16 protein-coding genes are annotated in these 14,256 nt (G+C 66.8%); 3 read left to right on the top strand and 13 right to left on the bottom strand.

What is annotated here, in order from left to right; genetic code table 11:
* Positions 1–6: 6 nt before the first annotated feature.
* Together trmB and RTW82_RS01490 are read left to right on the top strand one after the other, a co-directional pair.
* Complete coding sequence (trmB, locus tag RTW82_RS01495; RefSeq protein WP_316924049.1) at positions 7–723, top strand: tRNA (guanosine(46)-N7)-methyltransferase TrmB; 717 nt, start codon at positions 7–9, stop codon at positions 721–723.
* Between the two features lie 177 nt (positions 724–900).
* Positions 901–2,244, top strand: a complete 1,344-nt coding sequence (locus RTW82_RS01490) for a DUF1329 domain-containing protein (protein WP_316924048.1) — start codon at positions 901–903, stop codon at positions 2,242–2,244.
* A gap of 126 nt (positions 2,245–2,370) precedes the next feature.
* Here RTW82_RS01490 and RTW82_RS01485 read toward each other — a convergent pair whose 3' ends face one another.
* From RTW82_RS01485 to RTW82_RS01425, 13 genes are all read right to left on the bottom strand, one after another.
* Positions 2,371–2,625: a hypothetical protein gene (locus RTW82_RS01485; protein ID WP_021218348.1), complete on the bottom strand. Its 255-nt coding sequence runs from the start codon at positions 2,623–2,625 to the stop codon at positions 2,371–2,373.
* 57 nt (positions 2,626–2,682) lie between these two features.
* Complete coding sequence (locus tag RTW82_RS01480) at positions 2,683–3,006, bottom strand: DUF3392 domain-containing protein (RefSeq protein ID WP_021218349.1); 324 nt, start codon at positions 3,004–3,006, stop codon at positions 2,683–2,685.
* A 16-nt stretch (positions 3,007–3,022) separates the two neighbouring features.
* Positions 3,023–4,237, bottom strand: a complete 1,215-nt coding sequence (hemW, locus tag RTW82_RS01475) for a radical SAM family heme chaperone HemW (RefSeq protein ID WP_316924047.1) — start codon at positions 4,235–4,237, stop codon at positions 3,023–3,025.
* On the bottom strand, positions 4,234–4,827 hold the full coding sequence (rdgB, locus tag RTW82_RS01470; protein ID WP_316924046.1) for an RdgB/HAM1 family non-canonical purine NTP pyrophosphatase: 594 nt from the start codon (positions 4,825–4,827) through the stop codon (positions 4,234–4,236). The genes hemW and rdgB overlap by 4 nt, the downstream gene beginning before the upstream one ends.
* Positions 4,824–5,243 carry a DUF4426 domain-containing protein gene (locus RTW82_RS01465; protein ID WP_316924045.1) on the bottom strand — a complete coding sequence of 140 codons (420 nt, stop codon included), beginning with the start codon at positions 5,241–5,243 and terminating at the stop codon, positions 4,824–4,826. Before RTW82_RS01465 ends, rdgB begins: the two co-directional genes overlap by 4 nt.
* A gap of 17 nt (positions 5,244–5,260) precedes the next feature.
* Positions 5,261–5,881 (bottom strand): methionine biosynthesis protein MetW, encoded by a 621-nt coding sequence (gene metW / locus RTW82_RS01460; protein ID WP_263401646.1) that lies wholly within the window; start codon positions 5,879–5,881, stop codon positions 5,261–5,263.
* A gap of 10 nt (positions 5,882–5,891) precedes the next feature.
* Positions 5,892–7,031: a homoserine O-succinyltransferase MetX gene (locus tag RTW82_RS01455; protein WP_263401647.1), complete on the bottom strand. Its 1,140-nt coding sequence runs from the start codon at positions 7,029–7,031 to the stop codon at positions 5,892–5,894.
* A gap of 99 nt (positions 7,032–7,130) precedes the next feature.
* On the bottom strand, positions 7,131–9,110 hold the full coding sequence (locus RTW82_RS01450; protein ID WP_021218355.1) for a dynamin-like GTPase family protein: 1,980 nt from the start codon (positions 9,108–9,110) through the stop codon (positions 7,131–7,133).
* 202 nt (positions 9,111–9,312) lie between these two features.
* Complete coding sequence (locus tag RTW82_RS01445) at positions 9,313–9,609, bottom strand: DUF167 domain-containing protein (protein WP_021218356.1); 297 nt, start codon at positions 9,607–9,609, stop codon at positions 9,313–9,315.
* Positions 9,609–10,202 carry a YggT family protein gene (locus tag RTW82_RS01440; protein WP_265170282.1) on the bottom strand — a complete coding sequence of 198 codons (594 nt, stop codon included), beginning with the start codon at positions 10,200–10,202 and terminating at the stop codon, positions 9,609–9,611. Before RTW82_RS01440 ends, RTW82_RS01445 begins: the two co-directional genes overlap by 1 nt.
* A gap of 162 nt (positions 10,203–10,364) precedes the next feature.
* Positions 10,365–11,579, bottom strand: a complete 1,215-nt coding sequence (locus RTW82_RS01435; protein WP_316924044.1) for a hypothetical protein — start codon at positions 11,577–11,579, stop codon at positions 10,365–10,367.
* Positions 11,580–11,584: 5 nt separating this feature from the next.
* Positions 11,585–12,403, bottom strand: coding sequence for a pyrroline-5-carboxylate reductase (proC, locus tag RTW82_RS01430; RefSeq protein WP_021218359.1), 819 nt, complete (start codon positions 12,401–12,403; stop codon positions 11,585–11,587).
* Between the two features lie 13 nt (positions 12,404–12,416).
* The gene (locus RTW82_RS01425; protein ID WP_263401651.1) at positions 12,417–13,112 is read right to left on the bottom strand and encodes a YggS family pyridoxal phosphate-dependent enzyme; all 696 of its coding nucleotides are present in this window, start codon (positions 13,110–13,112) and stop codon (positions 12,417–12,419) included.
* Between the two features lie 68 nt (positions 13,113–13,180).
* On the opposite strand from RTW82_RS01425, the gene RTW82_RS01420 reads away from it, so the two are divergent.
* Entirely contained in the window at positions 13,181–14,215 is a 1,035-nt protein-coding gene (locus RTW82_RS01420; RefSeq protein WP_021218361.1) for a type IV pilus twitching motility protein PilT, read from the top strand.
* The last annotated feature ends 41 nt before the right edge of the window (positions 14,216–14,256 follow it).

Here is a 14,256-nt window from a genome sequence, read left to right as displayed (position 1 = left end):
TAAACCATGACTGAACAGCAGGACTCGCCGGCAGAAGCCGGCGAAGTGCGTCACCGCACCATCAAGAGTTTCGTGATGCGCGCCGGGCGCATGACCGAAGGCCAGCAACGCGGGCTCGACCAGGGCTGGCCGAAATTCGGCCTCGAGCTGGCCGACGGCCCCCGTGATTTCGATGCCCTGTTCGGCCGCAGTGCGCCGCGCACCTTCGAGATCGGCTTCGGCATGGGCCACGCCACCCTGGAGATGGCCGCAGCCGCGCCGGAGCAGGATTTCATCGGCGTCGAGGTGCATCGCCCCGGCGTCGGCGCGCTGCTCAACGGTGCCATGACCCAGAACCTGAGCAACATCCGCGTCTACAGCTGCGACGCCCTGGAAGTGCTGCGCGACTGCGTGGCCGACGCCAGCCTCGAACGCGTGCTGCTGTTCTTCCCGGACCCCTGGCACAAGTCGCGTCACCACAAGCGCCGTATCGTCCAGCCGGCATTCGCCGAGCTGGTGCGCAGCAAGCTGCGTATCGGTGGCGTGCTGCACATGGCCACCGATTGGGAGCACTATGCTGAACACATGCTGGAGGTGATGAACGTTGCCCCCGGCTACCGCAATCTGGCGGAGGATGGGCGTTACGTGCCACGCCCTGAAGAGCGCCCGATCACCAAGTTCGAACGTCGTGGCGAGCGTCTCGGCCATGGCGTGTGGGACCTGAAGTTCCAACGCGTCGACTGATCCACCCTTCGCGGCCCTGGCCGCGAATGCCACGGACGAGCACAACCATAGACCGGGACCACCCGGCGCCAGGACGGCACCCTCACCTGATCCGACGGAAATAAAGAGCCCCGCCTATAGTGGTGGTGGCACAAGAACAATAGCGGCGCGACCCGAGCGCGCCGCGAGGAGAAGGCTGTGTTGAGAAAGTTTGCAATTCTGCTTCTGGCCTCCTGTGCCCTGCAGGCGCAGGCCAAGGTCGGTGCTGACGATGCTGCGCGCCTGGGCGGGGAGCTCACGCCGCTGGGCGGCGAGCGTGCGGGCAATGCCGAGGGTTCGATTCCGGCCTGGGACGGCGGCCTGGCGACTCCGTCGGCCAGCTACCAGCCCGGCATGCACCACCCCGATCCCTTCGCTGGCGAAGCGCCCAAGTACATCATCACCAGCAAGAACGCCGGCCAGTATGCGGCGCAGATGCCGGCAGGCCTCAAGGCGCTGGTGGAGACTTACCCGGATTACTCCGTGCGCGTCTTCCCCACCCACCGCAGCGCCGCCGCTCCGCAGCGCATCTATGAGGCGACCCGTGCCAATGCCGTCAACGGCGAGCTGATCGCCGGCGGCAACGGCGTACAGGGCGTAGCGGCGGGCATTCCGTTCCCGATCCCCTCCAGCGGCCTGGAAGTCATCTGGAACCACATCCTGCGTTACCGTGGCGACCAGATCCATTTCGTCACCAACCAGGCGGCGGTACTGGCCAACGGCAGCTACAACCTGCAGAAGCTGGATCGCAACATCTACTTCGTCTACGGCCGTGATGGCGTGCAGCCGAAGGACCTGGAAAACACCATCTTCTACTACAAGTACGCGGTCGTGGCCCCGGCCAAGCTGGCCGGCTCCGCGCTGGTGGTGCAGGAGACCCTCGACCAGGTGCTGTCGATCCGCAAGGCCTGGCGCTTCAACCGTGGCGAACGCCGCGTGCGCCGCCTGCCGATGCTGGCCTATGACACCCTGCAGCCGGATACCAACGGCATGGCCACCGCCGACGTCGTCGACTCCTACAACGGTGCGCCGGAACGCTACGAGTGGAAGCTGGTGGGCAAGCAGGAGACCCTGGTCCCCTACAACAGCTATGCCGTGCACCAGAAAGGCATCCCCTACGATCAGATCCTCAAGACCAAGTTCGTCAACCCGGACCTGCTGCGCTACGAGCTGCACCGCACCTGGGTGGTCGAGGCGAATCTGCGCAAGGGCTTCTCCCACCCGTACGCCAAGCGCCGCTTCTACATCGACGAAGACAGCTGGCAGATCCTCGCGGTGGACCTGTACGACAAGGACGGTCAGTTGATCGGCCTGCAGGAAAGCCACCCGATCAGCTACTACGATGTACCGATGTTCGGCAGCACCCTGGAAACCATCTACGACTTCAAGGGCGGCCGCTACTTCGCCGATGGCCTCGACAACAACGAGCCCATGTACGACTTCAACGCCCCGCTGGGCCCGCGTGACTTCACGCCGCAGGCGCTGCGCCGCGAAGGCAACTGATATTCCGGCCTGCCTGGCCACTCCAGCCGCCCTTCGGGGCGGCTTTTTATTGGACGCGGGAACGTTGTGATAGAGAGCGTCCCGGGCTGAAGCCCGGGCTACGGGGGAGGGCCTGCGTGCCTGTCGCTAGTTGATCATTTCCGCGCCGAGGATGGTCTGCTCCGGCAGGGCCGGCGGCGCGGGGCTGATCTGCATGTACTTGATGCTTTCGCGGGGGATGAGCAGCAGGTCGCCGTCCACCTCGATGCTGACGAAGGCCGATTCCATCTGCTTGCGCAGGCCGCGCGCGACCTCCACCGGGTCGCTGGACTGCTGGGGAAAGCGCAGCGCCAGGCGCTGGCCGTCCTGGAAGTGCAGGTAGAGGTGCTTGATCGGCTTCATGGCGTGCTCCTTGTCGATGACGTGGCGGCCAGTGGCCGCCGGAGCGCGCCCTGAGCCTCAGTTGCGGTCGGCGAGGACGCCGATCAGGAAGAAGACTAGTAGCAGGACCGGGGCCAGGGTGTAGTTGTTGAAGTAGCCCAGGCCCTTGGCCAGCCAGGGGGTGAGGAAGATCATCGCCAGGCCGTAGCCCAGGGCGCAGAGGGCGACGAACAGCAGGGTGCGGAAGAGGAAGTTGAGGCCGCCGATGCGCTGCTGGACCCAGGCGTTGATGCCGGGGCCGAGCAAAACCAGCAGGGTTGCCATGATCGCCAGGGAGATGTCGTAGAGGTGGCTGCGGCTCCAGCGGGAGAGGGTCGCGACCAGGTCCAGAAGCAGGTCCATCCGTTGTCCTTAGCCCTCAGGGCAGGAAGTGTTGCAGCAGGTCGTTGAGGAACAGCTGGCCTTCCCGGGTCGCCACCAGGCGCGCTGGGTCGGTATCGAGCAGGCCGCGGGCCTGGGCCTCGTTGCGTGCCTCGGCGAGGCCGGAAAGCGGCATGCCGGTGCGCGAGGTGAACAGCTCGGCCTGCACGCCATCGGTGAGGCGCAGCACGTTCATGAGGAATTCGAAGGGCAGCTCGTCTGTGTCCAGCACCCGCTCGCCGGCCTGGAAGGCCTTGGCCGGGTCCAGGTAGTCCTTGGGCAGGCGGGTCTTCCAGGTGCGCACGATGTGCCCGGCCGGATCGCTGAGCTTGGCATGGGCGCCGGCACCGATGCCGAGGAAGTCGCCGAAGGTCCAGTAGTTGAGGTTGTGCCGCGCACGCCGGCCCTCGCGGGCATAGGCAGAGACCTCGTACTGGGCGTAGCCGTGCTCGGCCAGCAGTGCCTGCCCGGCTTCCTGGATGTCCCAGAGGATGTCGTCCTCGGGCAGCTCCGGCGGCTGGGTCCAGAACACCGTGTTCGGCTCCATGGTCAGCTGGTACCAGGACAGGTGCGTCGGCCCCTGGTCGATGGCGATGCGCAGGTCGCCCAGGGCGTCCTCGATGGACTGGTCCGGCAGGCCGTGCATCAGGTCCAGGTTGAAATTGTCGAAGCCGGCCTGGCGGGCCATGTCGGCGGCGCGAATCGCTTCGCCACCGTCGTGGATACGCCCCAGAGCCTTGAGCTTGGCCTCCTGGAAGCTCTGCACGCCGATGGACAGGCGGTTGATACCCAGCTGCCGGTAGGCGGAGAACTTGGCCTGCTCGAAGGTGCCCGGGTTGGCTTCCAGGGTGATCTCGATGTCACGGGCGAAGGGCACGCGCCGCTCGACGCCTTCCAGCAGGCGGCCGAGGGCCTTGGCGCTGAACAGGCTGGGGGTGCCTCCACCGAAGAAGATCGAGGTCAGCTCGCGGCCATGGACGTGGTGCAGGTCGGCGTCCAGGTCCGCCAGCAAGGCATCGACATAGGCCTCTTCAGGCAGCTCGGGGCCGGCAGCGTGGGAGTTGAAGTCGCAGTACGGGCATTTGCGCACGCACCACGGAATGTGGATGTAAGCCGCCAGAGGCGGCAGCTGGAAGCTTGAAGCTGCAAGCGGCAAGTTCGGAGCTTCTTTGCTTGTGGCTTGCAGCTCGTGGCTTGCAGCTTCCTTCTTCATATCCCCAACCGCTGCTTCAGCAGGGCCATAGCGCGGGCGCGATGGCTGAAGCGGTTCTTCTCGGCGGGCGGCATCTCGGCGCTGGAGCAGTCGCCTTCGGGCACCCAGAACAGCGGGTCGTAGCCGAAGCCGTGCTCGCCACGGGCCTCGAAGAGGATGCGGCCGCGCCAGGCGCCTTCGCAGAGGACCGGCAGCGGGTCGTCGGCGTGGCGCATCAGCGCCAGGGAGCAGATGAACTGCGCGCCGCGCTGGGCTTCCGGCACGTCCTTGAGGGCGGCCAGCAGCTTGGCGTTGTTGGCCGCGTCACCCTGGCCGTCGGCATAGCGCGCCGAGTAGATGCCGGGGGCGCCGCCGAGGAAGTCCACCGCCAGGCCGGAGTCGTCCGCCAGGGCCGGCAGGCCGGACACGCGGGCGGCGTTGCGGGCCTTGAGGATGGCGTTCTCGACGAAGGTCAGGCCGGTTTCCTCGGGCTCGACGTCGCTGAACTCGCCGATCGAGCGCACACGCACGCTGTCGCCGAGCATGGCCTGGAGTTCCTTGAGCTTGCCGGCGTTGTGGCTGGCCAGCACCAGTTCTTTGAAGGGCATCATTCGTCTGGGAAGAATTCCTGGTCGAAGTTGAAGGTATTGGGCGCGTTGTCGCCCTGCTGCACCGTGAGGGTGAAGTTGAGCATTTCGCGCTGGCTGAAGGGGAACTGCGCCAGGTAGTAGATGGCGCCACCTTCGTTGATCTGCTTGAAGGCCAGCGGGGTGACCTTGCCGAGCAGGTCCTTCACCTGGCCGCTGACCTGGGCGGTGCTGGCCTTGCCGGCCTTGAGCACGGCGACGTTGACCACGCCCTGGGTCTTGCTGCGCACCAGGCCGACGGCGGCGGCGACGTCCGGCTGCAGGAAGCCGGAGTTGAACGCGCTGTAGTGCACGTCGAGGTCACCGAAGGTCTGCTTGCGTTCGGCCACGGCCGGCAGGGCCAGGCACAGGGCGAAGAGGAAAAGGGTCAGGCGGCGCATGGTGAAGGTCCTCCGGTTCAGATCGCGATACGGCTTTCCAGCACGCTGGGGCCGCTGACGCGATAGATGCCGATCTCTCCTAGAAGATTAGGCCATACGCGGCTACCCAGGTTGTGGCGGTGCTCGTGGTCGACCGCCAGGCGGTCGAGCACCTTCATCTTCATCTCCCGGCACAGGGCTTCGAAGTCCTTGAAGGTGCAGAAGTGGATGTTCGGCGTGTTGTACCAGGTGTAGGGCAGGAACTCGGACACCGGCATGCGGCCGTTGCGCGCGAGGTACCAGCGGCAGCGCCAGTGGCCGAAGTTGGGGAAGGTGATGATGCACTGGCGGCCGACGCGCAGCATCTCTTCGAGGATGCGGTCGGGGTAGTGCACGGCCTGCAGCGCCTGGGTCATCACCACCACGTCGAAGCTGTTGCTGGCGAAGTTGCCCAGGCCCTTGTCCAGGTCCTGCTCGATGACGTTGACGCCCTTGCTGACGCATTGGGCGATGTTGTCCGGGTCGATCTCCAGGCCGTAGCCGGTGACCTGCTTGTTGTCACGCAGCCAGGCCAGCAGTTCGCCGTCGCCGCAGCCGAGGTCGAGCACGCGGCTGCCGGCGGGGATCCAGTCCTGGATGATTTCGAGGTCGGCGCGCACGGTGGCTCCCTTAGACGGCGATGCGGTTCATATAACCGCTGAAGGCTTGCAGGTAACGCGGGATCGGCATGAGGAAGGCGTCGTGGCCCTGGGGCGCGTCGATTTCCAGGTAGCAGACGTTCTTCCGCGCGGCGGTGAGGGCGTCGACGATCTCCCGCGAGCGGGCCGGGGAGAAGCGCCAGTCGGTGGTGAAGGACATCACGCAGAAGTCCGCCGTGGCACCGGCCAGGGTCTTGGCCAGGTCGCCGTCGTGGGCGGCCGCCGGGTCGTAGTAGTCCAGCGCCTTGGTCATCAGCAGGTAGGTGTTGGCGTCGAAGCGGCCGGAGAATTCCTCGCCCTGGTAGCGCAGGTAGCTCTCCACCTGGAACTCGACGCTGTGGAAGTCGTAGTTGAGCTTCTCGCTCTTCAGGCCGCGGCCGAATTTCTCGCCCATGGCGTCATCGGAGAGGTAGGTGATGTGGCCGACCATGCGCGCCAGCATCAGGCCGCGCTTGGGGATCACGCCCTGGTCCTGGAAGTGGCCGCCGTGGAATTCCGGGTCGGTGAGGATGGCCTGGCGCGCCACTTCGTTGAAGGCGATGTTCTGGGCCGAGAGTTTGGGCGCCGAGGCGATGGCCAGGCAGTGGCGCACGCGCTCGGGGTAGCTGATGGTCCACTGCAGCGCCTGCATGCCGCCGAGGCTGCCGCCGACCACGGCGGCCCATTGGCTGATGCCCAGGACATCGGCCAGGCGGGCCTGGCTGTGCACCCAGTCTTCCACCGTCATCACCGGGAAGTCGGCGCCAAAGGGCTTGCCGGTGGCCGGGTTGATGCTGGAGGGACCGGTGGAGCCGTTGCAGCCACCGAGGTTGTTGAGGCTGACGACGAAGAAGCGGCGGGTGTCGATGGCCTTGCCGGGGCCGATGCAGCTGTCCCACCAGCCGGGCTTGCGGTCTTCCATGCTGTGGAAGCCGGCGGCGTGGTGGTGGCCGGACAGGGCGTGGCAGATCAGCACGGCGTTGCTGTGGTCGGCGTTCAGCTCGCCGTAGGTCTCATAGACCAGGTCGTACTCGGCCAGGCTGCGGCCGCAGGCCAGCGGCAGCGGCTCGCTGAAGCGCTGCACCTGAGGCGTGATCAGGCCGACGGAATCTTCGGGGATGACGGTGGGCATCGCGGCCGCTGCTCTTTATCTGGGAAGGGCGCCAGTCTAAAGAGCACCGTCCCCCCCGGCAACAGGCGGAACGGTGGCCAAACCCTTGAATGGAAAGGCTCAGGCTTCGTGTTGCTGACGTACCAGCCCGGGCAGGCTGACCACCTTGCCCTGGCGCTGGATGGGCGCCGGGCGACGCAGCACGCGGAGCATGTCGTTGGCCTGGGCCAGCTGCTTTTCCAGCTCGCCGGTGTAGCGCGACAGCTGCAGCACGCGCTGACGCGCCTGCTGGGTGTCCTGGGCCAGGGCCTTGAGGCGCAGCATGTGGGTTTCCAGCAGCTGCTTGTGCTCCAGGGTGTTCTGCATCAGCGGCATCAGTGCTTCGTTGGCCCACTGTGCGGCATCCTGGCGCAGGCGCTGGTGCATGCCGATCACTTCCTGCACCAGGGTGGCGAAGAAGCGGCGGGTCAGCAGGCGCTGCTCGGTGAGCAGGGTCTTCAGGTGCAGGCGGAACTGGTCGGCCTTGCCCCGCAGCTGGCGCAGCTCGCGCTGGTAGCGGGTGACATCGAACTGCGGGGCGTCGACGCCCTGCAGCGGGTTTTCCTCGTTGTGCCGGCGGTAGACGGCCGAGACCATCTTGTTGGCCGTGTCCGCCTCGTGTTCGAGGCTGTGCAGGTCCGCTTCCACCGAGCGGAAGAAGTGCAGGATGGCCTGGTTGATGCCCACCGTGGTCCAGCTGCTGGTGAGGTTGCGGCGCACCCGGGCCAGGTGTTCTTCCAGGCGTTCGGGGCGGGCGGCGGCGCGGAGCATGTCGCCCTGGCGCTTGAGCAGGCGCTGGTTGGTTTTCAGGCCGAGCAGCCGGCGATGGTGGCGGGCGTGGTCTTCCTTGGTGCGGGCGGTCAGCTCGAAGAGCATCTGGCCGTTGTCCTGCTGGTGGTTGCTGAGCAGTTCCTGCTGCTCGCGCACCTTCTCCAGGCGCAGGTTGAGCACGTGCTGGCTGTTCTGCAGCAGGGCCAACACCTGGTTGACCACGCGGGTCTGCAGCAGGCGTTCCTTCTGCGCGACGATGCGCTCGCAGAGCAGGGTCTCGAGGTTGGCCATCTGGCTGCGTTCCAGCAGCTCGTGGTCCTTGCGCACCTTGGCCAGCAGGGCCTGCTTGGCCGACAGCGGCAGCACGTCTTCGCGGCGGATGCCGAGCTGGCGGGCGGTGGATTCCTGGATCTGGCGGATGGCGTTCTGCACGAAGGTCTCGCCGGCGAGGTCGTCCCAGAGCACGTCGACCTTGTTCAGTACGGCGAACAGGCTGGTCTGGGTGTCTTCGTCGAGCTGGCGGATGTGCTGCTGCCAGATGTCCATGTCGCTGGCGGTGACGCCGGTGTCGGCGGCCAGCAGGAAGATGATCGCCTGGGCGCTGGGCAGCATCGACAGGGTCAGTTCCGGCTCGCTACCCAGGGCGTTCAGGCCCGGGGTGTCGAGGATGCGCAGGCCCTGGCGCAGCAGCGGGTGGTCGAAGTTGACCATGGCGTGGCGCCAGGCCGGCACCAACACCATGCCGGGGCGGCCGGCGGATTCCAGGGTGTCGGGGTGGAAGCCGAGCTGGATGGCCTGCTCCACCGGCATCGGCTTGGTCTTGGCCACCTGGGTGAAGGCCTGGACCATGTTGTCCGGGTCGCTGATATCCAGCGGGATGTTCACCCAGTGCCGGGGGATGCGCTTGAACTGCGCGACGCTGGCCGAGGCGGTGCGCGTTTCGATCGGCAGCAGGCGGATGTAGGAACGCTCCGAGCGCGGGTCGAAGAACAGCTCGGTGGGGCACATGGTGGTGCGGCCGGCGTGGGACGGCAGCATGCGCTGGCCGAACTCGGAGAAGAACAGGCTGTTGATCAGCTCGGTCTTGCCCCGTGAGAACTCGCCGACGAAGGCCAGGGTGATGTGGTCGGTGCGCAGCAGGCGCAGGGTGCGCTCGAGCTTGTCCTGCACCGCATCGGAATTGAGGCGGTTGTGTTCCAGCCAGCTGCGATAGCGGGTGATCTCGCGCATCAGCTCGCGTTTCCAGGCGACGTAGGCGTCAACCTGTTGACTGAGACGTTCCATGCTCATCCTGGCTCTCCTTCCGGTAGCGCGTCCTGCGTACAGAAATGTGGGAACTCGACATCGATGCGACGGCGACCTGGCGGCTGCCGTTTGCCCTGGCCGGGCGGGCCCGCCGCCTGTGGTGGCGCGAGCGGAGGAATGGCTCGCATTATCCGGGGCCCAACGGCGCCGTCAATCGGCCCGCTCGGCGGTCCCGCCTTAAGGTCTGTCAGGGCGACCGAGCGGTCAGTCCGGGGAGCTCCGGGAGCTTCTGCGGGGCGCGGATGCGCACGCGTTTCTGCCGGTTCAGCTCGCCGCTCTCCAGGCTCACCAGGCTTTTGGCGACGCCGAAGGCCTGGCCGAGGAAGGCCAGCAGGTGCGCATTGGCCTTGCCCTCCACCGGGGGCGCGGTGAGGCGGATCTTCAGGCGCTCGCCATGCAGCCCGGCGAACTCGTCGCGGCTCGCCTTGGGCTGCAGGTGGACGTCGAGGATCAGGTCCTCGCCGTCCCAGCGGAAGAAGCTCATTACATGAAGGGGCTGAGGATCTTCGGCATCCCGGTCATCACCGCCAGGTTGCCGATCACCAGCATGTCGATCAGGCGCAGGGCGATGAAGGCGAAGATCGGCGAGATATCCAGGCCGCCGAGGTTGGGCAGCAGCTTGCGGAAGGGCGCCAGCAGCGGCTCGCAGATCTGGTTCACCAGCTGGGCGCCGGGGTTGTAGCTGTTGGGGGCGACCCAGGAGAGGATCACGCTGATGATCATGGCGAAGAAGAACACCTTGATGAACAGCGAGGTCACGGCGATCAGCGCCCACACCAGCAGTTGCAGCAGGTAGCCACCGACGCCGTAGCCCATGAGGACCAGGGTGACGATCATCAGCAGCAGCTGAATGAGGATGGCCAGCACCAGGGACGCCACGTCCAGCCCGGCGAAGCCGGGGATGACCTTGCGCAGCGGGTTCAGCAGCGGCTTGGTGGCGCGCACGATGAACTGGCTGAGCGGGTTGTAGAAGTCGGCGCGCACCAGCTGCAGGATGAAGCGCAGCAGCACGATCAGCAGGTAGAGGCTGCCAAGGGTCTGGATGACGTAGATGGCGGCGGTGGAAAGTCCGGTCATTAGGCGTTCCTTGTGGGCGTTGGGACCCCGGGCGCGAGGTCGGGGCTCGCTACGGGGCGCTTGGCGCGGTCGGCGGGCGACGGCGTTGCGTGGAGATAATGTAGGGAATTCGGGGCGCGCGGTCGCGGAAATCTGTTGCGGGCTGTATGCACGGTGGTTTCCTCAGCGCCTGGCCATCAGGTCCGGGCCCTGGCAGGCCGGGTCGGCGGCATCGCTTACCGAGAGCAGGGTGAAGCCACCGGGCTCCTGGCGGATCGCCAGGTAGCGTTGGGCGCCGCCTTCCAGGGGCTGTTCGCTGGTCAGCTCCAGTTCCACCTGGAAGCGCTCCGGCTCGGCCTGGCAGCCGCGCACGGCGCCGTAGTTCAGGGTCACGTCGCGGCGGGCTTCGAGGGCCAGCAGGTGCTCGCGGGCGAGCAGGGATTCGCTGGCGTTGTCCGGCTCGCTCCATTCGCGGGCGGTGTCGGCGCCGACCTGCAACCACTCGTCGACGAAGTCGCGGCCGCTCTTGGCGGCGGGCTGCACGCGGTGCAGCGCCTCGCCATCCAGGCGGTAACGGAGGATGCCGGGGCGGGTGAGGATGTCCACATCCAGCATGCCGACTTCGGTGCGCAGCTCGAAACCGTCCGGGCTGGGCTTGAGGCGGGTTTCCACTTCGTCACGCACATAGCCGTGCTCGACATGGTCGAGTACGCGCTGGGGCGTGTCGCCCTGGCGCGGCTGCACGATGTCGATGCTCAGGCGGCTCCAGCGCGAGGTGCACCAGGGGGTGCCGTGGGCGATCACCAGTTGGCCACCGGGCAGGCGCAGGTGACGGAAGAAGTCGCCGTTGGCCCCGGAAATCTCCGTATAGCCCTTGCTGCGCCAATCCAGGCTGCGCACCCAGTGGCCGTTCTCGCGGCTGTAGCCGAGCAGCAGGTTGTCGTCGCCGCAGGGGATGTCGAAGCCGGCGTTGACCAGCAACATGGGATCGAGCGTGTCCTCGCGGCGCACCACCAGGCGGAGGCTGTCATCGCCGGCTTCGCGGGCGCCATTGCTCGGCGCCAGGTGCGCGGCCAGCGTTGCCTGCAGCGCGTCGGCAGCGACGGTTTCGTCGCTGCATGCCAGCTGTGCGTCGATGGCGGCGGCGAGGCTTTCCTTATAGGCGTCCAGCGCGGCCACCAGGGGCGGGGCGAGGCTGTCGTCCATCTCGCCGGTGCGCTCGTCGAGGCGGCGCTGCAGTTCCTGCTTTGCGTTGGTCACCGCGTGCTCCAGCGTCACCGGAGCGGGGCATTCGGCCGCCCGGGCGGCGCTGCCGGCGAGGATGAGGGCAAGCAGGGTGGCACCCGCAACGACGCGCTCCAGCGGGGAGCGCGGGCAACGCGTCGGCGACGGGCGCATGGCGGTCACTGGCCCAGCTGTTCCGCCAGTTCGGCGGAGCGGTTGTCGGCGGCTTGTAGCGCCTGCTCCACCAGGGACTCGAAGGCGTTGCCCTGGAAGGACTTGATGGCCGCTTCGGTGGTGCCGTTGGGCGAGGTCACGCGGCGGCGCAGCTCGTCCGGGCCGACATCGCTGGCCACCGCCATGCGCGCCGCACCGAGGGCGGTCTGCAGGGTCAGGCGGGCGGCGACGTCCGGTGCCAGGCCGAGCTTCTCGCCGGCGGCGGTCATGGCCTCCATGAGCAGGAAGAAGTAGGCCGGGCCACTGCCGGAAACGGCGGTCACGGCGTCGATCTGCTTTTCCTCGTCCAACCACAGGGCGATGCCCACAGCGCTGAGCAATTGCTCGGCCTGCTGGCGCTGCTCGGCGCTGACCGCTGCGGTGGCGTACAGACCGCTGGCGCCTTCGCCCAACAGTGCCGGGGTGTTGGGCATGCAGCGCACGATGGAGTCGACGCCCAGCCAGCGCGCGAGGCTGGCGCTGGGGATGCCGGCGGCAATGGAGACGATCAGCTGGCCGGCGGACAGGCTCGGTGCCAGTGCCTCGCACACGGCCTTCATCACCTGGGGCTTGGTGGCCAGCACCACCACGTCGGCGTCACGTACCGCCTCGGCGTTGCTTTCCACCACTTCGATGCCGTGCTCGGCGGCCACCTTGGCGCGCTGCTCGGCGCCGGGGTCGCTGGCGCGGATGTGGCTGGCCGGTACGCCCTGGGCGCGCAGGCCGCCGATCAGGCTGGCGGCCATGTTGCCGGCGCCGATGAACGCGATGCGGGTAGTGCTCATGGATGCTTCCTTCTTATTGCTGTGCGGGCTGGCCGTAGTCGCGGGCGCCGAACAGGGCCGTACCGATGCGGACCCAGGTAGCGCCCTCGGCGATGGCCGCTTCGAGATCGTGGCTCATGCCCATGGACAGGGTGTCCAGCGGCAGGTTCAGTGAATGGGACAGTTGCTGGAGGCGGGCGAAGGCCGCGTGCTGCTCGGCGCGGTCCTCGGTGGGTTCGGGAATGGCCATCAGCCCGCGCAGGTGCAGGTTGGGCAGGGCCGCCACGGCGGCGGCCAGGGCCGAAAGGTCCTCGGGGGCGCAGCCGGACTTGCTCGCCTCGCCGCTGACGTTCACCTGCAGGCAGACGTTCAGTGGCGCCAGGCCGGCCGGGCGTTGTGCGGAGAGGCGTTCGGCGATCTTCAGGCGGTCCACCGAGTGCACCCAGTGGAAGTGCTCGGCGATGGGCTTGGTCTTGTTCGACTGGATGGGGCCGATGAAATGCCAGGTCAGCGGCAGGTCGGCCAGTTCCTGCTGCTTGGCCAGGGCCTCCTGCAGGTAGTTCTCGCCGAAGTCGACCACGCCACAGGCATGGGCCTCGCGGATCGCGGCCGCCGGTTTGGTCTTGCTCACGGCCAGCAGGCCGATGGCGGAAAAATCACGCTCCGAGGCTTGCGCCGCCTCACGGATACGCGCGCGAACCTTTGCAATATTCTCTGCTATCGTGGACATTACCTGCGCTCTACAGCCCGGCCTGAGTGGGTCTGCGGCATTCTAACCGCTTGGAATTGGGGAGTCCCATGGATATTACTGAGCTGCTTGCCTTCAGCGCGAAGCAGGGCGCGTCGGACCTGCATCTCTCTGCTGGCCTGCCGCCGATGATCCGCGTCGACGGTGACGTGCGCCGCATCAACCTGCCGGCCATGGACCACAAGCAGGTGCACGCGCTGATCTACGACATCATGAACGACAAGCAGCGCAAGGACTACGAGGAGTTCCTCGAGACCGACTTCTCCTTCGAAGTGCCTGGCGTAGCGCGTTTCCGGGTCAACGCCTTCAACCAGAACCGTGGCGCCGGCGCCGTGTTCCGTACCATTCCCTCGAAGGTACTGAGCATGGAAGACCTGGGCATGGGCGATATCTTCAAGAAGATCTCCGACGTGCCGCGCGGCCTGGTGCTGGTGACCGGCCCCACCGGCTCGGGCAAGTCCACCACCCTGGCGGCGATGCTCGACTACCTCAACGGCACCAAGTACCACCACATCCTCACGGTCGAAGACCCCATCGAATTCGTTCACGAATCGAAGAAGTGCCTGATCAACCAGCGCGAGGTGCACCGCGACACCCTCGGCTTCAACGAAGCCCTGCGCTCGGCACTGCGGGAAGACCCGGACATCATCCTGGTGGGTGAGATGCGCGACCTGGAGACCATCCGCCTGGCACTGACCGCCGCGGAAACCGGTCACCTGGTGTTCGGCACCCTGCACACCACCTCCGCCGCCAAGACCATCGACCGCGTGGTCGACGTGTTCCCGGCCGAGGAAAAGTCCATGGTCCGTTCGATGCTCTCCGAATCCCTGCAGTCGGTCATTTCCCAGACCCTGCTGAAGAAGATCGGCGGCGGCCGCGTGGCGGCCCACGAGATCATGATCGGCACCCCGGCCATCCGTAACCTGATCCGCGAGGACAAGGTGGCGCAGATGTATTCCGCCATCCAGACCGGCGGCGGCCTCGGCATGCAGACCCTGGACAGCTGCCTCAAGGGGCTGGTGGCCAAGGGCCTGGTGAGCCGCGAAAGCGCGCGGGAAAAGGCCAAGAGCCCGGAAAACTTCTAACCAGCGGCGGGTGCCCCGGTCGGGGTGCCCGTTTCGCCGTA

Origin of the sequence: Pseudomonas sp. zfem005 (assembly GCF_032621735.1) — a bacterium.
GTDB classification, from domain to species: Bacteria; Pseudomonadota; Gammaproteobacteria; order Pseudomonadales; family Pseudomonadaceae; genus Metapseudomonas; species Metapseudomonas solani.
Note: the sequence above shows the minus strand (reverse complement) of the source record. Positions and strands in the feature narration are given on the sequence as shown.